This is a genomic window from Candidatus Vicinibacter proximus (assembly GCA_016713905.1).
Lineage (GTDB): Bacteria > Bacteroidota > Bacteroidia > Chitinophagales > Saprospiraceae > Vicinibacter > Vicinibacter proximus.
Map to the genome: position 1 here is coordinate 1,249,602 of JADJOE010000001.1, position 24,212 is coordinate 1,273,813.

Consider the following 24,212-nt stretch of genomic DNA (forward strand, 5'->3'; position numbering starts at 1 on the left):
CACATCGATCATGAGGTACATTTTATTCGGATGGATTTTTCTTTTTTTCTTTTTAGAATCTTTGATATCACAGGATTCCATACCTTCCAGATGGACTTTTAATGGATATCAAAAACTTTTAAATATTATTCAGACAGATCCCTCGACTCATCAGAATTTCAACATTAATTTTCTGCACAACAGAATACAGGGTCAATATGATTGGGGAGAAAATTTTTCCATCAAATTACATCTTCGGACGAGAATGTTTTTTGGTGAGGGCGTAAAGCTTGTCCCCGGTTTTGCGAAGCTGTTACAGGATGGTGCTCCATTGCTCCATCTCTCCAAAACCTGGCTGGATAAAAATGGAATCGTTGCCAACAGCATGATGGATCGCTTAGTTGCAGAGTGGCAGAATGATCAGTGGTATATAAGTCTTGGCAGACAGCGTGTCAATTGGGGGATGCATAATTTGTGGAATCCGAATGATATTTTCAATGCTTACAACTTGCTGGACTTCGATTATGAAGAGAGACCTGGATCAGATGTATTTCGGGCGCGGTATTATGCGGGAATCAGCAGCAGTATAGAGTTTGCTTATCAGCCTGCAACTAAATTGAGTCTTTCCACAGGAGCCTTTCTTATGAAATGGAATCGATGGCAATATGATTTTCAATTCCTGGCAGGTCATTTCAGAAATGACGCGGTGCTGGGAGCTGCCTGGGCCGGCAATTTAGGAAATGCGGGATTTAAAGGAGAATTCACTTGTTTTGTGCCAGGACTTGTTGAACGAAGTACTGAAAAAACAAGTGTCGGAATTTCCATCATGAGTGATTACAGTTGGAAGAATGGTTATTACGGAATTATATCGTTGTTGTATCAATCCAATGCGCAGGGTGGGGTTTTGCCTATTAATTCCATTTCCTCTGCAAATCTTTCTGCCAAGAATTTGTTTCCATTTGCCTGGAGCCTTTACAGTGGACTCAGTAAGCAGTTTGCAGATCGTTGGATGGTCAATACCGGTTTTATTTATGCTCCTCCTCAAAAGGCTCTCATCTTCCTTCCATCCACCGGATTTGAAATCAACGAAGCCTTTGATGTTGATTTTACCGCACAGTTTTTTTGGGGCGATCAAAGCAGTAACTTTAGAAATGTGTCGAATGCATTTTATTTACGAGGAAGGTATAGTTTCTGATGACAAATTGTTTTGGTAACTCCATAATCAGACTAAATTTTAGATTCCCAAAAAGCATGGAATTTATTAATTAATCTATTAATACATTTAGTTTGAATCAATTCTAAATAGAATTACTTTTAATATTGGGAGCACGGGAAATAGATTTTTTGGAACTTTTTCAAACTCCTGAAGATTTGGGACTCTAGTGTTGGTTTGATTATAATTCCTGAATTTTTCTTGAATTCCAATGCATTGCCTCTGGCAAAATTTCTTATTCTCTATTGAATCAGACAGAGATGGTCCACAAAAATGCTTACCATGTGATTCGTATATTCAATTAGTTTGAGTATTTTTACCAATGTGGTGCAATCTATTCAGATTTTCGATATTGTAAATCGATTGTTTGTATCAGATACTCCTGAATCAAAATATAAGATGTTGAAACCTCTTTTTCTTTCAATCTGTATAATTATTTCAAGTTATGTTCAAGCACAACATGTTGATACATTATCAATAGAACATTCCGTGGATAGTTTCATAGAGATTTCAGGAAAGTGCATCAGAAATCGTGATTTCGAAAATGCCATTAAGTTCATCGATGTTGCCGAAAAAGTTGCAATTGACAATTTTGGAAAAAATTCAATTTCATATGGAAAGTGCGCTCTCATAAGAGGGAAAATGCATTTTTATAAAAATGAATACATGGTCGCCGAAAAATGGTATCTCGAGCATAATTCTATATTGGCTAGAGTAAGGGGAGAAGATAATATGGATTTTGCATGGAGTCTTTTTGTGTTAGGTCAATTATACAACGCCATGGGACAATTTGAGAAAGCAGAACAAATTTACCTTAAGACCAAAGAGATTTTTGGTAGAATTCAGGGACTACATCATACAGACTATGCCATAATTTTGAATGAACTCGCGATTATGTACCGAAACATGGGTTCTTATGAGATGGCAGAACCCTTGTATCTCGAATCAAAATCAATTCGTGAAAAAGTATTCGGAAAGAACCATCCGGATTATGCCTGGAGTTTAAACAATTTGGCAAACTTGTATAATTTAATGGGTGTCTTTGAAAAAGCGGAACCTTTTTATTTAGAGGCATTAAGTATTTGGGAGAAGTTGGTTGGAAAAGAAAATTCTACCTACGCTTCCGGAATGAACAACCTTGCTTCATTGTATTTTCACATGCGAGTTTATACGAAGGCAGAGGCTTTATTCTTAGAAGCCTGTACTTTACGAGGAAAACTTTTGGGTAAGAATACACCTGATTATGCGGGTAGTCTAAGCAATTTAGGTTCCTTGTATATGGAAATGGGTTTTTATGAAAAGGCGGAGCCCTGCTATCAGGAAGCTAAAGCGATTCGAGAAAAAATTTATGGTAAAGACCATCCTGAATATGCAAACACCTTAGGCAATATTGGGATTTTGTATAATAGAATGAGAAATGATAAAAAGGCTGAATCCTATTTTATAGAGGCTAAGTCCATTTGGGAAAAAGAAGTTGGCATCCATCATCCGGAATATGCAACGAGTCTATTTAATCTAGGAATATTTTATTTGGAATTGGATCGTTTGGAGATTGCTGAACCTTTGCTTTTGCAAGCCAATGCAATTCGCGAAAAATCATTGGGCATTGAAAATCCTGACGTGTCAGAAAGTCATAGAAACCTTTCCAAATTATTTATCCTGCAAGATCGAATTACAGAAGCTTTGCCAATTCTTGAGGCAGTGTCCGGGCAAAACCAAAATCAATTGTTAAAAGCCACTAACTATCTTTCTGAATATGAACTTTCTCAATTTATAGATACCTACCAGAATCAAGAAGATGAATTGGGTGCATATTATTATTTATGTCCTCTTGCAACGAATTGTCTTCACGCAGGAAAATTAGCGATGTTGGCTTATGATCGGGCATTATTTTATAAAGGGTTTTTACGAATGGCAGCGGTTAGATTAAAGACGTTGTCGGAATCCACAACCGAATCTAAAAATATTTACAACCAATTAAGAAGTTATCACCGGAGATTGGCTGATGAATATTCCCTCCCAATCGAAGATCGAACTTTGGTAGCTGAATTGGAAGAAAAGGCTAACGCCACAGAAAAGCAACTTGCAATTATGTTAGCAGGATATTCAGAGGCTAACCGACAAGTCAAATGGAAGGATGTTCAAAAATCTATAAAGAAAAATGAAGCAGCAATTGAGTTTATGCGTTTTGAAATTAACTTTCCCAAGGTAGCAGATAGTATCATGTACTGTGCATTAATTTTAAAAGAAAATGCAGCAGAGCCTATATTGATTTCATTGTTTGAAGAAAAATCACTAGACTCATTGTTGCAATCAAAAATAGAACGCAAAGCAGATTACGTAAATGGATTGTACACCATCGCTGACAGAGGAGCAGTTCAAATTCAAACATCAAAACAGTCACTGTATGAGCTACTTTGGAAACCACTTGAACAACATTTACAAGAAATCAAAACCATTTATTTTTCGCCGAGTGGTTTACTGCACAGAATTAATCTGGATGCCATAGCAGTTTCGGAAACAGAAACATTGGCAGATCGTTATAAGTTGATCGAGCTAAACAGTACCCGTCAATTGGTCATCCCAGCGCCAATCATTAAAGTAAACAACGATGCACTCTTGTACGGAGGAATTCAATTTGAGCAAGACAGCAGCATTCAAAATATGGAGCCTCTGCTTGCTTCACGGTCCAGAGGAGAAATTTCATTTGGTACAGTTGATTCCACCTTAAGAGGTGGAAGTTGGAATTTTTTATCAGGCACTGAGAGAGAGGTGAATTCGATTGAGCAAGTTCTGAAGAATTCAGGCACTCAAGTCACTACAATGAAGGGTTATGATGCAACAGAGGAGTCCCTGAAAAATATTGGAACTAATGATTCACCTTCGCCAAGAATCCTGCACATTGCTACACACGGATACTTCTTTCCTGATGCAAAAAATAAAAATGAATCTTCATCAAATGAAGAACCAGTTTTTAAAATGTCTGATCATCCTATGCTGCGCTCCGGATTAATCATGGCCGGAGGCAATGCTGCCTGGAAGGGAAAGCAAACATTGGAAGGTAGAGAAGATGGAATACTCACTGCTTATGAGATTTCACAAATGAATTTGTCCAACACGGAATTAATAGTATTGTCTGCATGCGAGACAGGCTTGGGTGATATAAACGGCAACGAAGGTGTGTTTGGCCTTCAGCGTGCATTTAAAATTGCAGGAGCCAAGTATTTAATCATGTCTTTGTGGCAAGTACCTGATAAGCAAACTTCTTTATTGATGACTACTTTTTATAAGAAATGGGTGGAGGATAAAATGTCGATTCCGGATGCATTTCATGCTGCGCAAAAGCAGTTGCGTGATGGAGGACTGGAACCTTATTATTGGGCGGGGTTTGTACTGGTTGAATAAAACAATTGGAATAACTAAAAAATAATTCAATGAAATATCTATTGCATTTTTTAATGACCTTTTGTTTATCTGTCACTTTAGCGCAACCTATGGATTCAATGGTTATCAAACAAGTGGACAGTCTTATTCAGGTTTCACAAAAACTGACAGGGCTGAAGCAATACGAGCAAGCCCTCGAAGTGAATGTCGAAGCGGAGCGACTTGCAATGACAGCTTTCGGCAAGGAATCGGCAGTGTATGGACTTTGTTGTTTTAATCATGGAAGGGTTGAGTACTATAAAACGGATTATCCGGAAGCCGAAAAATGGTACCTTGAATCAAAAGCCATCCTTGAAAAAACGGGGAGAAAGAAAAATCTCGATTATGCCAATAGTTTGAATAACCTGGCAGTTCTTTACAGGGTCATGGGCCAATTCGAAAAAGCCGAACCGCTCTATCTGGAATACAAAGACATCGTGGAAAATGCTTTGGGCAAGGAACACCCCGATTATGCCTGGACCCTGAACAACATGGCCAATCTTTACTGGTACATGGGCCAGTACGAAAAAGCTGAACAGCTTTACCTGGAATCCAAAGACATCATGAAAAAAGTGTTGGGCAAGGAACACCCCGATTATGCCAGGAGCCTGAACAATCTGGCAAATCTTTACATGGACATGGGCCAATTCGAAAAAGCCGAACTGCTCTATTTGGAATCCAAAGATATCTGGGAAAAATCCCTGGGCAAGGAACACCACTATATTGCCATGAACCTTAACAATCTGGCCATGCTTTACCGGAACATGGGTCAATACGAAAAAGCTGAACCGCTTTACCTGGAATCCAAAGGTATTCTAGAAATAGTCTTGGGCAATGAACATCCCGATTATGCTAGTAACCTGAACAACCTGGCAGATCTTTACAGGGACATGGGCCAATACGAGAAAGCCGAACCGCTATACCTGGAATCCAGAGACATTTGGGAAAAGGTCCTGGGCAAGGAGCACCCCGAATATGGCATTAGCCTGAACAGCTTAGCCATTCTTTACGATTTTATGGGCCAATATGAAAAAGCCGAACTGCTCTATCTGGAATCCAAAGATATCTGGGAAAAATCCCTTGGAAAGGAACACCCCGATTATGCGAGTAGCCTGAACAATCTGGCAACTATTTACGATATTAGGGGCCAATACGAAAAAGCCGAGCTGCTTTACCTGGAATCCAAAGACATCAGGGAAAAAGTCCTGGGCAATGAACACCCTGATTATGCTAGTAGCCTGAACAATCTGGCAACGCTTTACCAGACCATGAGCCTATACGAAAAAGCCGAGCCGCTTTACCTGGAATCCAAAGGCATCAGGGAAAAAGCCCTGGGCAAGGAACACCCCGATTATGCCTGGAGCTTAAATGGTCTGGCAAATCTTTACAGGGATTTGGGCCAATACGAGAAAGCCGAACCGCTCTACCTGGAATCCAAAAACATCTGGGAAAAATCCCTGGGCAAGGAGCACCCCGATTATGCCTGGAGCTTGAATGGCCTGGCAAATCTTTACTATAACATGGGCCAATTCGAGAAAGCCGAATCGCTTTACATCGAACTTTCTTTAGTCAATAAACGCCGGCTCGAAAAAGCCTCGCTCCACCTATCTGAACGGGAACTCCACTCTTACCTGAATACGTTTTCGGCAAGTCAAAATAAAACCCTCTCGTTTACCCATACTACCGGCAGTAATCCATTAATCCCTACTTGCTACAACAACTGTCTGTTTTACAAAGGCTTTCTCCTACAAGAGGTTGTCCGCCTTAGGCAATTAGCCCTTTCGGATACAGCCACTACCGAAAAATTTAACAGCCTGAAAGGCTATCACCGTCGCCTCGCCGCCTTATATTCAATGCCTGTAACTGAGCGTAAAGGTATCTCTGAATTGGAAGAGAAAGCCAATAGGGCTGAGAAAGAGTTAGCTCACTCGGCTAAAGGTTATGCTGACGCCAACCGTCAGCTCAAGTGGCAGGACGTAAAGGCGGTATTAAAGCCATCAGAGGCCGCTATTGAGTTTGTTCATTTTAAGTTTAGTTTTCAAGAGAAATCAGACAGCATAATGTATGCTGCCTTGCTTCTTATGCCAGAAGACAAACAACCAAAATTTATTCGTCTTTTTGAAGAAAAGTCTCTTGACTCTTTATTGAATTCAAAATCGGAACGAAAGGTGGATTATGTAAATAATTTATACACACTTGCAGACCGGGGTGCGGTCGCAGTTGAAGCTCACAGAAAATCATTGTATGAAATTCTGTGGAAACCTCTTGAAAAACAATTGACTCATGTCAATACGATTTATTTTTCACCAAGCGGATTATTGCACAGAATTAATCTGGATGCCATTCCGATAAATGAAACGGAAACCTTAGCGGATAGATATAAACTTATCGAACTAAATAGTACTCGCCAATTGGTCATTCCCACTACAATAAAAAATGTCAACAACGATGCTGTTTTGTATGGTGGTATACAATATGAGCAAGACAGTATGTTTCAAAGCAATGAACCCCTGATGGCTTCACGATCCAGGGGGGAATTATCTTTTAGTAATGTAGATAACACGTTGAGAGGAGGTAGTTGGAATTACCTGGCGGGCACAGAACGCGAAGTGAATTCTATTGAAAAAATTATGCAATCAAACGGAGTGCAGACCAAATTGAAAAAAGGATTTGATGCCACAGAAGAATCATTTAAAAATTTAGGTTCAAATAAAAATCCATCACCAAGGATTTTACATATTGCAACACATGGTTATTTTTTCCCTGATTCAAAAAACACTGCTCAAAAATCAAAAGACGGCAGTCCATCTGAAAGCGTATTCAAAATGAATGATCATCCAATGCTTCGCTCAGGTTTGATCATGTCTGGAGGCAATGTCGCCTGGCAAGGAAAACCAACTCTGGAAGGTAGAGAAGATGGAGTCTTAACAGCTTACGAAATATCGCAAATGAATTTATCCAATACAGAATTAGTGGTCTTATCTGCATGTGAAACTGGTCTTGGAGATATTCAAGGCAACGAAGGTGTGTATGGATTACAACGTGCCTTCAAAATTGCAGGAGTCAAATATATTATCATGTCTTTGTGGCAAGTACCGGACAAACAAACATCCTTATTGATGACAACATTTTACAAAAAATGGATTGAAAGTAAAATGAACATTCCGGATGCATTTCATGCAGCGCAGAAGGAGCTGCGGGACAATGGATTGGATCCTTATAATTGGGCTGGTTTTGTATTGGTGGAGTAGCGCAATACCGCGTGTTATTGGTCAAAATTAAAAATAATTTACTATGAAATTCTATTTTCTTTTTTCGCTTATATTCATGATAAATTTGCTGTCGGCCCAGACTGTCGATTCGGTTGTGATTAAACAGGTGGACAGTCTTCTGCAGATCGCCAATGACCTAATTGGTAAAAGGGACTTCGACTCAGCCTTAAAGGTCCATACTGTTGCTGAAAAATTAGCACTCGAAAAACTGGGACGTGAGTCAGTCGCATTTGGTAATTGTGCGAGAAATCGAGGAGTGCTTTATCTTATGAAACAAGATTTTCTTGAAGCCGAAAAATGGCTCCTTGATGCCAAAGAAATACAGGAAAAAACGGTGGGAAAGGAAGATCCTATTTACGCATTATGCTTGAATAGTCTAGGTGCCCTTTACTTTGGTATGGGCAACTACAAAAAAGCCGAACCATTCTATATTGAATCTATGGCAATCTTAGAAAAAGTTCTCGGCAAAGAGCATTTAAATTATGCCAAAGTCCTTGACAATCTGGCAAACCTTTACTTGCAAATGGGCAAATACGAAAAAGCGGAGCCATTTTTTATCGAATCTAGAGCGATACAGGAAAAGTTGGTAGGGAAAGAACATCCTCGATATGCAAGATGCATAAATCAAATGGCTATCTTATATAAGAATATGAACAACTACGTTAAAGCCGAAATATTCTTTCTCGAAGGTATGGCCATACTAGAAAAAACGCAGGGAAAAGAACATCCCGATTATGCCACAACCCTGCATAACCTCGCATGCGTTTACGCGGATATGGGCAACTTTGTAAGAGCTGAAAATCTATTTCTTGAAAGTCTGATTATTAAAGGAAAAGTTATGGGAAAGGAGCATCCATCTTATGCTTATGCCCTGAACAATATAGCGGGTATTTTTGTAAATATGGGCAAACTTGAAAAAGCTGAATCTCTAATCCTTGAAGCAAAATCCATAAGGCAGAAAATTTTGGGAAAGGAACATCCTGATTATTCCATGAGCCTAAATGAATTAGCAATCCTTTACCGTACTATTGGTGATTACAAAAAAGCGGAACTCTATTTTCTGGAAGCAAAAGCCATAAATGAAAAGATATTAGGAAGGGAGCATCCCGATTATTTAGATTGTACAATCGAATTAGCGCGAATATATGAAAGGCAAAATCGATTTTTAGAATCAGATCTTTTGCTCGAAGAATCAGGCTCTCTTTTACAGTCCAGACTCGTAAAAGTTACTTCCTTTCTATCTGAACTAGAACTTACCAATTACACGAACGCATTTCAATTTAGTACAAATAGTTTGAATGCCTATCTTTTGGAACGAAAGGCCAATAAGGCCCAGACGGGAGTATTACCCAACCTTGCATTTGATAATGCCCTTTTTTATAAAGGTTTCCTCTTGACAGCTGCTTCAAGACTAAATTCACCTGCCCAAGCAACCACTGAATCAGCAGAAATCAACAATCGCCTCAAAGGCTACCGCCGCCGCCTCGCCGCCGAATACGCCAAACTTATTGCTGAAAGGCAGGGTGTTGCCGATCTGGAAGAGAAAGCCAATAGGGCTGAAAAGGAATTAGCACGATCGTTGGTAGGTTATGCAGAAGCTATCAGGCAGGTAAAGTTTCACGAAGTGAAAGCGAGATTAAAAAAATCTGAGGCCGCTATTGAATTTGTTCATTTTCAAGTCAATTTCCCTCAAAAAACTGACAGCATCATGTATGCAGCACTCGTGGTATTACCTGAGCTGGAACAACCGAAGTTTATCCCACTCTTTGAAGAAAAATCTCTGGACTCCTTATTGAATTCCAAATCAGACCGCAAAGCTGATTACGTCAACTCATTATATACACTTGTAGATCGTGGTGTGGTCGCAGTTGAAGCCTCCCAGAAATCATTGTATGAAATATTGTGGAAGTCTCTTGAGAAAGAATTAGATGGAATTAAAACAATTTATTTTTCACCAAGCGGATTGTTGCACAGAATAAATCTCGATGCCATTCCTATTTCTGAAACAGAAACATTGGCAGATAAGTATAATCTGATCGAGCTAAACAGTACACGCCAACTGGTGATTCCCACTGTATTAAAAAATGTAAACAACGATGCTGTTTTATATGGTGGAATAAAATTTGAACAAGACAGTATGCTTTTAAATAATGAACCCCTGTTTGCTTCACGATCCAGAGGAGAATTATCTTTTAGTAATGTGGATACAACGTTGAGAGGAGGAAGTTGGACTTACCTTGCGGGCACAGAGCGCGAAGTGAATGCCATTGAAAAAATTATGCAGACAAATGCAATACAAATCAAATTAAAAAAAGGGTACGATGCGACGGAAGAATCCTTTAAAAACATAGGAACAACTCATAATCCATCACCAAGAATTTTACACATCGCAACACATGGATATTTTTTTGCTGATCCTGACCGAACGATTTCTGCCGGAGGCAGAATGGCGCACGACAGTGCGACAAGTGAGGGAACCGCGAAAGCGGCTTCCTCTAAGCCAAAGCTGGAATTTGAAACAAAAGAATCTGTATTTAAAATCTCCGATCACCCCATGCTTCGTTCCGGTTTAATTATGGCCGGAGGCAATGTTGCCTGGCAAGGCAAACAAACTTTGGAAGGAAGAGAAGATGGAATTCTCACCGCCTATGAAATATCTCAAATGAATTTGTCCAACACAGAACTTGTAGTATTATCTGCATGTGAAACAGGCTTAGGAGACATCCAAGGCAACGAAGGAGTGTATGGTTTGCAACGCGCATTTAAGATTGCCGGAGCAAAATATTTGATCATGAGTCTTTGGCAAGTTCCGGATAAACAAACGAGTTTATTAATGACGACTTTTTATAAAAAATGGTTGGAAGAAAAAATGTCGATTCCGGATGCATTTCATGCGGCGCAAAAAGAGTTACGTGTTATTGGATTGGATCCTTATCAGTGGGCAGGGTTTGTGTTGGTAGAATAGGTATATAAAATTTAAACCTCAAATTAATTTCAACGATGTATAAAATAGTATTTGGCTTAGTTCTATTTACCAATTTATTATTTTCCCAAACTGCTATAGATTCAATTGAATTAAAAAGTCTGGATAGTTTATTAAATGTTTCAAAGAATCTACGATCAAAAGGTGATTTAACACAATCATTGGAAATAACATTAAAAGTTGAGAAAATAGCTTTAGAGAAGTATGGCAGAGTTTCTGCAATTTATGCAAACACTTGTATTAATCGTGGTAAATGGTGTATTGCGAAAAGTGAACATCAGGAAGCAGAGAAATGGTATTTTGAGGCTATTGATATTTTTAAAACAATTTATGGAGAAGAGGATAATCAGTATGGAAAAGCCCTAACTAACTTAGGAGTTCTTTATTTTTTAATGGGTAAATTTGATAAATGTGAACCAATCTATTTACAGGTTCGGCAAATTCAACTTAAGGCAGTAGGAGTTAATCATATGGACTATGGAGTAAGTCTGAATAACTTGGCGTTGTTGTATAAAGAAATGGGACGAATTGATAAAGCCGAACCTTATTTCCTTGAATCATATCAGGTTTTCAAAAGAGCATTGGGTGTGAAGCATCCACAATACGCCAGTAGCATTACAAATTTGGGCGTTTTCTATTATGATATGGGAAATATTCAAAAGGCAGAATCATATTATCTGGAAGCGAAGGAGGTTCGTGAAAATGCATTAGGGAAAATGCACCCCGATTATGGTGAAAGTTTGATTAATTTGGGAAGCTTGTATATGGAATTAGGTAATTATACTAAATCCGAAGCTTACTATCTTGAATCTGTAAAAATATTTGAACAGGTTGTAGGGAAGAATCATCCTCAATATGCTCAAAGTTTATACAATTTAGCTTACCTATATAATAGAATGAAAAGAGCTAAAGATGCTTTGGCTCTGTTATTGGAAGCAAAATTAATCATTACAAATGTACTTAATCCTAACCATCCTGTCTATGTTACATGTATTTCCTTGCTTGCTAATTCTTATAAATTATTGGAACAATTTGATTTTGCTGAAAAGTATTTTTTAGAAGCAAAGGAGAAACAGGAAAAAATTACAGGAATTAATAGCTTGGGATTTACACAGAGCATTATAGGCCTTGCAAAGTTTTACATGGATACAAATCGGGACACGATTGCACTTGGCCTATTGAAACAGGCACATGAAATTTTAAATCAATTTTTTGGTCACGAGCAAACAGAGTATGCTTTATGTGTTCATTATCTCGCAATTACTTATGAAAAATTAAATAACCCTAATTTGGCAAATACTTTTTTTGAAGAGCACTTGAAATTGAATCAAATCAAGCTTCGAGAATCCATTCAATATTTGTCCTCTTTTGAACTAAATAAGTATTCAGAACTATTTAGTGGTTATATCGGCACTTTATTTTCTGTAAATTATCGAAGGTATCAAGTTCAGAATATTTCAAAAAATCTCAATAGTGCCAGTCTTAATTCCATTTTGTTTCACAAGGGATTTGTATTAACGGCTGCAAATCGATTAAATTCAATGTCGGATCAGTCTCTCGAAACAAAGGAGCTGTTTGCTTCTATCCAGTCTTATAAACGGAGATTGAATAAGGAATATTTAAGAAAACGCACAGAAATAAACATAAATTTAGTAAGTGAATTAGAGGAAAAATCTAATAGCTTAGAAAAAAAAATGGCATTAATTTTATCTGATTATAAGGATGCTAGTCAACAGTTAAGTTGGGAAAATTTAAGAGAGAAGTTAAATAGAGATGAAGCACTTATTGAGTTTGTAAGTTTTAAATTGGATTTTCCAGTAAAAACAGATAGCATCATGTATGTGGCTTTGTTGTTGAGACCTCAGGATACGATACCTGTAATGGTACCATTATTTGAAGAAAAGCAATTAACAATGGCATTCTTTGAAACTGGTAGAAATGCTCCAACTTTATTATATGCTAGCAGAGGAGCAAATCCAGTTAAAACATTTAATTATTCAAGTATTTATAATTTGTTATGGAAACCTTTAGAACCATATCTTGTGATTAGTGCAAAGGTTTACATGGCAGCTACAGGAGTATTGCATAAATTGAATTTGAATGCAATAGAAATGCCCAATGGTGAAATTCTCTCAGATAGGTATAAGCTGGTGCAATTGGGTAGTACCAGACAAATTTATTCAAATATTATTGATAAAAAATATATTAAAAATGCAGTTTTAATTGGAGGAGTTGACTACAATTTTGCTGATACAGCATTAGTTTCAACGTTAAACATTAAATCAGATTCAGGTAAGATTAAAAGTGCGGTTCAAACTAATAGTATTATACCTGCATGGAGTTATTTACCTGGTACAGAAAATGAAGTGAAGGAAATAGCACATTTATTTCAAAAACACAAGCTTCCAGTTTCAGTATTTCAGGGTACAAGTGCAACTGAGCAAGATATCAAACAAGTTGGGACGATTAATACATCTCCATCAATTTTACACATTTCAACACACGGTTTCTTTTTTCCGGATATGCAATTTAGTAATTATGATAGTACTGAATTAAATAGCTATGTTTCAACATTTAAGTATAGTAAAGAACCCATGCTTCGATCCGGTTTAATTCTGGCAGGAGCCAATCATTCTTGGTTGGGAGAATCTGATTCGGAAAATACAGAGGATGGAATTTTAACCGCCTATGAAATATCTCAAATGAATTTATCGGATACAGAGTTAGTAGTATTGTCTGCTTGTGAAACTGGCCTGGGAGATATTCAAGGCAATGAAGGTGTATATGGATTGCAACGAGCCTTTAAAATCGCCGGTGCAAAATATTTGATCATGTCACTGTGGCAAGTACCCGATAAACAAACATCACTCTTGATGACCACTTTTTACAAAAAATGGTTAGTAGAAAAGATGACTATTCCGGATGCATTTCATGCGGCACAAAAAGAATTACGTGACAATGGTTTGGATCCTTACAATTGGGCGGGGTTTGTGTTGGTGGAGTAATATACCCGACCTTAATTTGCATAATAACATGTGCACTTAATTATAAATTAGGAGTGCATTCTACATTTCTTTTCTGAGGAATTTATAAGTAAATTAATTATTTTAGCATAAAAAATAATTTATGAAGTTCTGGGTTCTTTGTTTCATTGCCTTAATATCAACCCAACTTACTGGACAGACACCTGACTCGATAGCCATAAAGCAGGTGGATAGTCTCGTCAAGGTAGCCTTAGACCTCAACGACAAAAACGACTTTGACAAAGCACTTGAAGTCATTGCTGACGCCGAAAAAATCGCACTTGAAAAATTAGGACGGGAAACTTTAACCTACGGGAATTGTACTCACCACCATGCAAGATTGTGTTCATTTAAGGGTGATTATTCTGAAGCTGTGAATTGGTATTTATAGCAATAAAAATACGGGAAAAATTGCTGGGAAAGGAAAGCATGGATTACGTTAAAAGCATAGGCAATTTAGGTGCTGCCTATTGGGCATTGAAACAATACAATAATGCCGAAAAGTTTTATCTCGAATCTAAAGAAATACTGAATAAAGTAAAAATCAACAGAAAACTTGATTATGAATGGGTAATTTGGTTTCTGAATAATTTCGGGAGGTTTTATTGGGATATGGGCATGTATGAGAAATCCGAACCACTTTATTTAGAGGCAATGTCAATACGAAAAAGTATTTTAGGAACAGATCACCCAGATTATGCCGCAAGTCTAAATGGATTAGGGAATTTATATTTTGCGACAGGACTAGTTGAAAAAGCAGAGCCATTTTATCTTGAAGCTAAATCAATTCGCGAAAGAATATTAGGCAAAGAGCATCCTGATTATTTTTGGAGCCTAAATAATCTTGGGAGTGTATATTGGCATAAGGGACAATATGAAAAAGCCGAAAAGCTTTATCTGGAAGCCTTCTCAATGTGTGAAAAAACATTTGGAAATGAACATCCAAATTATGCTACATGTCTTAATAACCTCTCTAATCTTTACGAGGATTTAGGCCAATTTAGAAAAGCAGAACACTTTTATATAAAAGCCAAACTACTACGTGAAAAAAACTTAGGAAAAAATCATCCCGATTATGCAGGAACACTAATTAATCTTGGAGCACTTTATCACGATTTGGGACAATACAAGGACGCAGAATTAAATTTATTAGAAGCGAAAGAAATTTTTGAATTAGAAATAAAAAATTGTAATCACCCTTTTTATTTTAATTGTTTGTCAAACTTAGCAAATGTATATGTGTCGAATTGCCAATACGAAAAGGCAGAATCGCTTTATATGCAGGTTATTTCAATCCAAGAAAGTTTAATGGGTAAAGAACATCCGGACTATGCATTGGGGCTTTACAATTTATCTAATTTGTATCAGCAAATTGGTAAATATGAAACAGCAAAAAATTTATCGATTGAGGCAAATGAAATCTTAAGTAGAACCGTCGATAATAAACATCCATATTACGAAACTGGACTAAGTAACTTGGCACATCTTTTTAGCCTAAATGGAGATTTTATAAAAGCTGAACAATATTACAGAGAGCGAGCTCAATTAAATCAATTGCAATTTGAAAGAGGACAGTATTACCTTTCAGAGCTTGAACTAGGCAACTACATGAATCATTTTTTACAAACTCAAGCAGAGCTACTTTCATTTACGCAAATTTATGACAGCAAATTAGGTTCAGCCGACAGTTATGATAATTCACTCTTTTATAAGGGCTTTATCCTTCAAACCAGCAGATTCCTTAACCGTGCAAGTATGAGTGACTCAACGACTAGTGAGGAACTCCAACTCTTAAAATCAATTGAAAGGAAACTTTCGGTACAATATTCCAAACCCATTTCAGATAGAGATAGTGCTGAAGTAGCTGATCTTGAAAGCAAGGCAAATGTTCTTGAAAAAGAACTCATCCGCAAGGTATTTGGATTAAATAAAAAAACCCATCATGTGAAGTGGCAAGAAATTCAAAATAAGCTAAAACCAACCAATGCAGCCCTGGAGTTTGTACATTTTCGATATTACGATAAGAGAGTAACAGACAGCACCATGTATGCCGCCTTACTGATCCTGCCAGGAATCGATCAGCCTAAATTTATACCTCTGTTTGAAGAAAAATCCCTGGATTCACTTTTAAATTCCAAATCAGAACGCAAGGCGGATTTTGTAAATGGATTATACACACTTGCTGATCGTGGAGCAATGGCCCTTGAGATGCCAAAGAAATCTTTGCATGAAATTCTTTGGAAGCCTCTTGAAAAAGAACTGAAGGGAATCAAAATCATTTATTTTGCGCCCAGCGGATTATTGCATCGTATTAATCTGGATGCAATACCCGTTTCAGAAGCTGAGACTTTAGCAGATAAGTATCAATTGATTGAACTGAACAGTACAAGACAGTTGGTCATTCCCGATCAAATAAAAATTGCCAGTAATGATGCTGTCTTGTATGGTGGAATCCAATACGAACAAGACAGCAGTTATAATACTAGAGAACCCTTGTTGGCTACCCGAACAGGAGGAGAATTTTTATTTAGTTATGTAGATTCAACGTTAAGAGGCGGCAGCTGGAATTACTTAGCAGGCACAGAGCGCGAAGTGAATGCCATTGAAAAAATTATGCAGACAAATGCAATACAAATCAAATTAAAAAAAGGGTACGATGCTACGGAAGAATCCTTTAAAAACATAGGAACAACTCATAATCCATCACCAAGAATTTTACACATCGCAACACATGGATATTTTTTTGCTGATCCAAAAAGTACAAATGTAACATCATCAAACACAGAACCCGTGTTTAAAATAAGTGATCATCCTATGTTGCGTTCCGGTTTAATTATGGCCGGAGGCAATGTTGCCTGGCAAGGCAAACAAACTTTGGAAGGAAGAGAAGATGGAATTCTCACCGCCTATGAAATATCTCAAATGAATTTGTCCAACACAGAACTTGTTGTATTATCTGCATGTGAAACAGGCTTAGGAGACATACAAGGCAATGAAGGAGTGTATGGTTTGCAACGCGCATTTAAAATCGCCGGTGCAAAATATTTGATCATGTCACTGTGGCAGGTACCCGATAAACAAACATCACTCTTGATGACGACTTTCTATAAGAAATGGTTGCAAGAAAAAATGAGTATACCAGATGCATTTCATGCGGCGCAAAAAGAATTGCGTGACATCGGACTGGATCCATATCAATGGGCAGGATTTGTGTTGGTGGAATAGACCATGAAATATTAGTTGTTAATTAAAAAATGAAAATTATGAAATCCAGGTTTATTTTTTTGCTGGGATTTTTATTCAATCATCTTGCTGCGCAATCTGTCGATTCTGTTGCTATCAAGCAGGTGGACAGCCTGATTCAGGTTTCACTCGAGCTTAGAGCCAAGTATGATTTTGACAAAGCGCTCCAAGTCAATGCCGAAGCTGAAAAAATTGCGCTTGAAAAAATTGGTAAACAGTCGGTGGCATATGCGAATGTCTACTTTAACCAAGGTAAGATTAATTATGACAAAAATGACTTGCCGTTGGCTGAAAAATGTTACCTTGAATCAATTGCTATTTGGGAAAAAGTACAGGGAAAGCAAAATCTGGATTATATCAAAAGACTTTCCAACCTGGCCAACCTTTATCGGAATATGAGCTACTTCCAAAAATCTGAAGAGCTACACTTAGAAGCCAAAGCTATTATCGAAAAAGTATTGGGAAAGGAAAATTTTCATTACGCTTGGAGTTTGACCAACTTTGCAAATCTATATATGGATTTGGGCAACTACGATAAAGCAGAACAGCTCTACATCGAATCTAATGCAATCACCGAAAAGTTGTTCGGAAGGGAGAATCCTAATTTTGTCATGAATCTTACAAACCTGGCAAACCTTCATTTGAGAATGGGTAATTACCAAAAAGCGGAGCCGCTTTATTTAGAATCAATAGCTATTAGGGAAAAAATACAGGGGAAAGAGCATCCCAATTATGCCAGGTGCCTGGCTAACCTTGCAATCCTTTATGATGAAATAGGCAACTTTGAAAAAGCAGAACCGCTCTACCTTGAATCTAAAGCTATCCGGGAAAAAACACTGGGCAAGGAACATCCCGATTATGCTCAAAGCCTGAACGGCCTCGCAAACCATTACTACCAAATCGGTCAGTACGAAAAAGCCGAACTGTACCACCTAGAAGCCAAAGGCATTTGGGAAAAAGTTCGTGAAAGGGAGCATCCAAATTATGCCACAATCCTCTCCAATCTAGCCTTGCTCTACTTTCAAATGGGTAACTTTGAAAAAGCGGAACCGCTCTTCCTTGAATCTAAAGCCATCAATGAAAGAACCCTTGGCAAGGAACATCCGCAATATGCCCATAGCCTCAACGGTCTGGGCAATTTGTACAATGCTAAAGGGAACTACGAAAATGCAGAAGAATTTTTCCTGGAAGCCAAAGGCATTTGGGAAAAAGCTCTTGGAAAGGAGCATCCCGATTATGTATTCAACTTGAACAACTTGGCTGCTCTGTATTGTTTTATAAACGAATACGAAAAAGCTGAATCGCTTTACCTGGAAATATCTTCTATCGACAAACGACTCATTGTAAGAGCAATGCACCATCTATCAGAAAAGGAACTGAACAACTACCTGAATCAATTTTCAGATAGACAAAACCTTAATCTTTCTTTTACCCAGCACTCCAACAAAGGAAAAATATTGACTGTCTGTTATGACAATATTCTTTTTTACAAGGGTTTCTTGGTTCAAGCTGCCAACCAGGTAAAAAATCTGGCCCTTTCCGACACATTTGCCACAGAAAAGTTCAACCTGCTGAGGTCATATGGTCATCGCCTTGCCGTTGAATATAGTAAGCCCATCGTAGAGCGAATAGGAGTAGCAGAACTTGAAGAAAAAGCCAATATGCTGGAAAAAGAACTGACGCGGATGGTGGCCGGATATGGTGAGGCGATGCGGCAGGTGAACTGGAAGGAAGTGCAGCGCAATCTGGCAGCTGGTGAAGCGGCTGCCGAGTTCGTCCACTATAGGTTTGCAGGGAAACAGCAAAGTGATAGTACGATGTACGCTGCCCTCTTGCTTTTACCAGGAGCCCAACAGCCCATCTTCATTCCACTCTTTGAAGAAAAGCAATTGGACAGTCTTTTGAAAACTTCCGGCGAACGAAAAGCAGATTATGTAAATGGATTATACACCCTTGCTGATCGTGGAGCAATGGCCATTGAGGCACCAAAAAAATCATTGTATGAATTGATCTGGATGCCAATGGAAAAGGAATTGGCTGGTGTCAAAAAAATTTATTTTTCACCAACAGGTTTACTGCATCGAATAAACCTTGATGCAATTCCTGTTTCTCAAATGGAAACATTAGCGGATAAATTTCAATTGATCGAGGTAAACAGCACCCGACAGTTGGTCATACCCAATCAAAAAAATATTGCCAACCAAGATGCTGTTTTGATTGGAGGAATTCAATATGAACAAGACAGTACTATTCAAAACAATGAACCTGTTCTTGTCTCTCGTTCCAGAGGCGAATTAAGCTTTTCATCCGTTGATTCAACCTTAAGAGGTAGCAGTTGGAATTCCCTTGCCTGGACAGAGTGGGAAGTAAATTCCATTGAGAAGATCATGCAAGCAACAGGGGTTGCAGTATCCCTTAAGAAAGGATATGGAGCGACAGAAGAATCATTTAAAAATATTGGAACAAACAATTCACCATTTCCAAGAATATTGCATATCGCAACACATGGTTACTTCTTTCCTGATCCTGACCGAACGATTTCTGCCGCAGGCAGAATGTCGTACGACAGTACGACAAGTGAGGGAACCGCGAAAGCGGCTTCTTCAAAGCCAAAAGTGAATTTTGGAATAAATGAAACCGTATTTAAAATCTCAGATCATCCCATGCTGCGTTCCGGATTGATCATGGCCGGAGGCAATGCAGCATGGCAGGGCAAACAAACATTGAAAGGTAGAGATGATGGAATATTGACCGCATATGAAATCTCGCAAATGAATTTATCGAATACAGAATTAGTAGTACTCTCTGCATGTGAAACAGGACTTGGTGATATTCAAGGAAATGAAGGAGTTTATGGTTTGCAACGCGCATTCAAAATCGCCGGAGCAAAATATTTGATCATGTCTTTGTGGCAAGTTCCGGATAAGCAGACTTCTTTATTGATGACGACTTTCTATAAAAAATGGTTGGAAGAAAAAATGTCGATTCCGGATGCATTTCATGCGGCGCAAAAACAATTACGCGATAATGGTCTGGATCCTTACAATTGGGCTGGGTTTGTGTTGGTGGAGTAAAAATCCTATTCTCTGTGAATAGAGTTTTCAATTTTTTAAACATCTGCAACTAAATCCATGATTTTTTCCCCAATCGATTCTACTGATCCCGTCAAAGCCCCCACTAAGCGTTATTGCTTTTGCACTTCCAGCGAAGGAGCTCTCATCCGAAGACCAAAAATCTGCTTCCGTACCTTCAAAAATAAATGATCCGTTGGCTTGTCTTCTGCCACCAGGCAATGCACTGAAGCCACTTTCATTGCTTGCATGTATGGTTCCGCGCCATAATGGATCAATTTTTTTGAGCGCAATGGATGCAAGTGAATCTTTTTTCAAATATTGAAAGAGCGTTTCCCATTCTGCCATACTTGGTATATGCCATCCTTGAGGACAAAGTTTGCCTGATTTTACCGCATACCAATTATAGAGTTTTCTGTATTTGGGTCCATTGGCGACATCATTGTTGTAATAACACCATGCGGGTGTTGTAGCAAAGGCCCATTCCATGGGATCGGTAATTTTCGGAATACCGGCTTCAATATTTACGTTGGACATCAGCCAACATTGGGTGCCGATGGTTACTATATCATAAAGGTTGTTTTCTGCATCGCTCACAGCCGTAAAACTACCGCAACCATTGCCTGAAGTCTTAGTGAATGTATAGCTAGCCTCAGCGGTGCACCCGTTAATAAGATCGGTAACCGTTACAGCATACACGCCGGATTCAAGGACACTTATTTTATTTAAATTGCCAACACCATTTGACCATTTAAACTCGTACAATTCCGCAGCTCCGTTTCTTGGATGCGCAACCAACTGATCTGAACCTTCCTGGGTAATATTCACTCTGAGGGAGGTGCATTCACCGTCAATCGGTTTTCTAACAAGGCATGAAATGAAAATACATAGTATGCTCAATGTTAAAATTAAATGATGTGGTGTTGTTTTCATTTTAACTTAATTATCTATTTGAAAAAGGACAATCAAATTTATAAATTTACTTCGGAATTGAAAAAAAATATAAAATGATATGAAGAAATTCCGGTTCGAGTAAAAGTCAAAATGCATACAAGAATAAATCAACTTCAGCTCCCGGATCAGGCAATTTGCAATGTAATTTATTAAAGTTACGATCTAATTTATGATGTGGAAATTCTCCGAAAAACGGAAACGAGTGGGATGGAAAGTGAAATAAGGAATTCATCTATTTTTTCTTTTATTTTTTCGCCGATACAATAAAAATCTGATGGCTTGCCATCCATTGGTTTAAAATATTATTGGCAGTATTGATATTAAAAAACTCTTGATCATTCGTTTCTATATTTTCAATCTGTCAAATCTGATGAGAATAGCTGATGCTATATGGAACCATCAGAGGTGCAAATTTATGTTGTTGGAAGGGAAAAATTTATCTACGTCCATGGACTTGTTGACTTTTTAGGGTGCATTTTAAATTGCAGGAGCAAAGTATTTGATTATGTCATTGTGGCAAGTACCCGATAAACAAACATCACTATTGATGACTACTTTTTACAAGAAATGGTTGGAAGAAAAAATGACCATTCCGAAAGCCTTTCATGCAGCACAAAAAGAATTGCGTGAGATAGGTTTGGATCCTTATCAGTGGGCGGGGTTTGTATTGGTGGAGTAATCATAATTTCATTATCAATCTTTATTCGAGATGGGCACCGTTAACCTGTGTCAAGATACTTGAGGAGTGGTTCTCAAGAAAGAAGTCTATTTTTACAACAATTACAACGAACCGGATGAAACACAAGCTTCTTTTTTTATTGGTATTTGGATTAAATGCACTGGTCGCCCAAAAAACTAATCCCCGCGTAATTAAACAAGTGGACAGCCTCCTTCAGGCTTCCGGTTTCTATCTGGATCTTCCGGATCCTGATCGGGCTTTTGAAGTGCTCAAGCAGGCAGAAATAATCGCCCGTAAAAAAATAGGTATGGAGACACCCGCTTATGGTTCATGCGCCCACAATTTTGGAGTGGTGTATCATTACAAGGGTGATTATGCCAACTCAGAAAAATGGTACTTAAAAGCAAAAGCCATTCATGAAAAAGTCTTTGGCAAGGAGAATGACCATTACATCGAAAGTGTTTTTGACCTGGCTAATCTATACAAACTGAAGGGCGAAAACCAGAAAGCTGAAGTGCTCTTCAGAGAAATTACCAACATCAACAAGCAAAGGTTGAAGAAAGCCCAAGGCTATTTGTCCGAATCCGAATTAAACAGTTTTCTGAACCGTTTGCTCCCAATAGAACACCAGATCCTTTCTTTCATGCAGTCAGAAGGCGCAAAGGATTTGACAGCCTCACTTTATGACAACAGCCTTTTTATAAAGGCTTCTTACTTCAGGCGGCCAATCGAATCCAGAGGTTGGTTCGGGCTAATCCCGGGGCAACCAAAACCTACAATCTTCTCAAGAAAAAAAATGAGCAACTGGCCAATCTATACAGCACACCATGTTCACAACGGGACACCGCAATGATCACCACCATGTACAAACAAATAGAAGCACTGGAGAAAGAGCTGGCCCGAATCATTGCGGGTTATGCGGATTCCAAACGGCAGGTATATTGGTGGGATGTACAGTCCGCTCTCAAACCCGGGGAGGTTGCGGTGGAATTTGTTCATTACTCTTTTTACCGTGCTCAGAAGACTGACAGCACCTTCTATGCTGCTTTACTCCTACAGCCGGGTAATATGCCCCCTTTGTTTACAGTATTGTTTGAGGAGGCTGAAATGGACAATCTGCTCATGACACAAGGTGAACGCAAGGCGGATTATGCCAATCAACTGTACGCAACATCAGACAGAGGGGCGATTGAAATTACAAATCCCAAACGTAGCCTGTATTCACTTATCTGGAAGCCTTTTGAAAAGAATTTAGAGGGCGTTCATACCATTTATTGTTCAAACGATGGATTGTTGCATCGCCTGAATCTTGGTGCCATCCCCTACAACAAGGATCAGACTTTTTCAGATAAATACCGTTTAGTTGAACTCGGAAGTACCAGGCAATTGGCCTTGCACTCAGAGTTGCAAAACTTAGGGCACGATGCTGTTTTGTACGGAGGCTTGAATTATGAACCAGACACTTCAAAAATTCAATCACAGATGCAAGATTCAGCTCCGCTACTGGTCGAACTTTCCTTTGATCGAGTAGATCGAAATCTTCTGAGTGGGAGCTGGAATTATCTGGAAGGTACAGACAAGGAAGTAAAGACCATACATAAATTATTGACCGCATCCGGAAATTCGGTGGTGATGAGAAATGGGAACGATGGGACTGAAGAGAGTTTCAAAGCTATGGGTGTAAGTAATCCATCACCTCGTATATTACACATTGCGACACATGGGTACTTTTTCCCTGACCATGCGGGTGACGAATTTTCATTTGGTAGCTCATCTTACAATGCTCAGCCAGTTTTCAAAACCAGTGATCACCCAATGCTGCGTTCCGGCCTGATACTTTCAGGGGGTAATGGTGGATGGTTGGGAAAATCAAATGGGAATGGACAAGCAGATGGTGTTGTAACCGCTTACGAAATCAGTCAAATGAATTTATCGAATACAGAATTGGTAGTGTTGTCTGCCTGTGAAACAGGCTTAGGGGAAATACAAGGTAACGAAGGTGTATACGGCTTGCAACGTGCATTTAAAATTGCTGGGGTAAAATACCTGATCATGAGTTTGTGGCAGGTGCCGGATAAACAAACGTCCCTATTGATGACTACTTTTTATAAAAAATGGTTGGAAGAAAAAATGAGTATTCCTGATGCATTTCATGCTGCGCAGAAGGAATTACGCGAAATTGGATTAGATCCTTACCAGTGGGCGGGGTTTGTATTATTAGAATAAATAGTCAAATGCGTTCTCGCTCTCTTTCTCGCTCTCTTTCTCGCTCTCTTTCTCGCTCTTCTTCCTTGGTGGGTGTCGGCGCCGTCTGGTAATATGGTAACAGGTTGAAGAGCTTCGTCAGCATTTGTGTTGTAGAAGTGGTGTTT

General features: G+C 38.6%; 12 protein-coding genes. 11 read left to right on the plus strand and 1 reads right to left on the minus strand.

Annotation, left to right across the window (positions count from 1 at the left end; all coding sequences use genetic code 11):
- Positions 1-10: 10 nt before the first annotated feature.
- The 8 genes from IPJ83_04935 to IPJ83_04970 all read left to right on the plus strand — a co-directional run bounded on the left by IPJ83_04935 (position 11) and on the right by IPJ83_04970 (position 20,210).
- Positions 11-1,174: a hypothetical protein gene (locus tag IPJ83_04935; GenBank protein ID MBK7879887.1), complete on the plus strand. Its 1,164-nt coding sequence runs from the start codon at positions 11-13 to the stop codon at positions 1,172-1,174.
- A 324-nt stretch (positions 1,175-1,498) separates the two neighbouring features.
- On the plus strand, positions 1,499-4,597 hold the full coding sequence (locus IPJ83_04940; protein MBK7879888.1) for a CHAT domain-containing protein: 3,099 nt from the start codon (positions 1,499-1,501) through the stop codon (positions 4,595-4,597).
- Positions 4,598-4,626: 29 nt separating this feature from the next.
- Positions 4,627-7,866, plus strand: a complete 3,240-nt coding sequence (locus IPJ83_04945; GenBank protein ID MBK7879889.1) for a CHAT domain-containing protein — start codon at positions 4,627-4,629, stop codon at positions 7,864-7,866.
- A gap of 43 nt (positions 7,867-7,909) precedes the next feature.
- Entirely contained in the window at positions 7,910-10,852 is a 2,943-nt protein-coding gene (locus IPJ83_04950; protein MBK7879890.1) for a CHAT domain-containing protein, read from the plus strand.
- 35 nt (positions 10,853-10,887) lie between these two features.
- A complete protein-coding gene (locus IPJ83_04955) occupies positions 10,888-13,875 on the plus strand; it encodes a CHAT domain-containing protein (GenBank protein ID MBK7879891.1) in 2,988 nt (995 codons plus the stop codon).
- A 121-nt stretch (positions 13,876-13,996) separates the two neighbouring features.
- The gene (locus tag IPJ83_04960) at positions 13,997-14,284 is read left to right on the plus strand and encodes a tetratricopeptide repeat protein (GenBank protein ID MBK7879892.1); all 288 of its coding nucleotides are present in this window, start codon (positions 13,997-13,999) and stop codon (positions 14,282-14,284) included.
- A gap of 38 nt (positions 14,285-14,322) precedes the next feature.
- Positions 14,323-17,118, plus strand: a complete 2,796-nt coding sequence (locus IPJ83_04965) for a CHAT domain-containing protein (GenBank protein ID MBK7879893.1) — start codon at positions 14,323-14,325, stop codon at positions 17,116-17,118.
- Positions 17,119-17,156: 38 nt separating this feature from the next.
- On the plus strand, positions 17,157-20,210 hold the full coding sequence (locus tag IPJ83_04970; protein MBK7879894.1) for a CHAT domain-containing protein: 3,054 nt from the start codon (positions 17,157-17,159) through the stop codon (positions 20,208-20,210).
- Positions 20,211-20,237: 27 nt separating this feature from the next.
- On the opposite strand, the gene IPJ83_04975 is transcribed toward IPJ83_04970, so the two are convergent.
- Positions 20,238-21,140, minus strand: coding sequence for a hypothetical protein (locus IPJ83_04975; protein ID MBK7879895.1), 903 nt, complete (start codon positions 21,138-21,140; stop codon positions 20,238-20,240).
- Between the two features lie 526 nt (positions 21,141-21,666).
- Here IPJ83_04975 and IPJ83_04980 point away from each other — a divergent pair.
- The 3 genes from IPJ83_04980 to IPJ83_04990 all read left to right on the plus strand — a co-directional run bounded on the left by IPJ83_04980 (position 21,667) and on the right by IPJ83_04990 (position 24,066).
- On the plus strand, positions 21,667-21,840 hold the full coding sequence (locus tag IPJ83_04980; protein MBK7879896.1) for a CHAT domain-containing protein: 174 nt from the start codon (positions 21,667-21,669) through the stop codon (positions 21,838-21,840).
- 115 nt (positions 21,841-21,955) lie between these two features.
- A complete protein-coding gene (locus IPJ83_04985) occupies positions 21,956-22,693 on the plus strand; it encodes a tetratricopeptide repeat protein (GenBank protein ID MBK7879897.1) in 738 nt (245 codons plus the stop codon).
- Between the two features lie 8 nt (positions 22,694-22,701).
- The gene (locus tag IPJ83_04990) at positions 22,702-24,066 is read left to right on the plus strand and encodes a CHAT domain-containing protein (GenBank protein MBK7879898.1); all 1,365 of its coding nucleotides are present in this window, start codon (positions 22,702-22,704) and stop codon (positions 24,064-24,066) included.
- Positions 24,067-24,212 lie beyond the last annotated feature (146 nt).

Excerpts from the sequence above, each read along its gene's own strand:
- IPJ83_04980 (MBK7879896.1), top strand. The coding sequence starts at position 21,667 with ATGTCATTGTGGCAAGTACCCGATAAACAAACATCACTATTGATGACT.
- IPJ83_04945 (MBK7879889.1), top strand. The coding sequence starts at position 4,627 with ATGAAATATCTATTGCATTTTTTAATGACCTTTTGTTTATCTGTCACT.
- IPJ83_04950 (MBK7879890.1), top strand. The coding sequence starts at position 7,910 with ATGAAATTCTATTTTCTTTTTTCGCTTATATTCATGATAAATTTGCTG.
- IPJ83_04990 (MBK7879898.1), top strand. The coding sequence starts at position 22,702 with ATGTACAAACAAATAGAAGCACTGGAGAAAGAGCTGGCCCGAATCATT.
- IPJ83_04955 (MBK7879891.1), top strand. The coding sequence starts at position 10,888 with ATGTATAAAATAGTATTTGGCTTAGTTCTATTTACCAATTTATTATTT.
- IPJ83_04960 (MBK7879892.1), top strand. The coding sequence starts at position 13,997 with ATGAAGTTCTGGGTTCTTTGTTTCATTGCCTTAATATCAACCCAACTT.
- IPJ83_04985 (MBK7879897.1), top strand. The coding sequence starts at position 21,956 with ATGAAACACAAGCTTCTTTTTTTATTGGTATTTGGATTAAATGCACTG.
- IPJ83_04965 (MBK7879893.1), top strand. The coding sequence starts at position 14,323 with ATGGATTACGTTAAAAGCATAGGCAATTTAGGTGCTGCCTATTGGGCA.
- IPJ83_04935 (MBK7879887.1), top strand. The coding sequence starts at position 11 with ATGAGGTACATTTTATTCGGATGGATTTTTCTTTTTTTCTTTTTAGAA.
- IPJ83_04975 (MBK7879895.1), bottom strand. The coding sequence starts at position 21,140 with ATGAAAACAACACCACATCATTTAATTTTAACATTGAGCATACTATGT.
- IPJ83_04970 (MBK7879894.1), top strand. The coding sequence starts at position 17,157 with ATGAAATCCAGGTTTATTTTTTTGCTGGGATTTTTATTCAATCATCTT.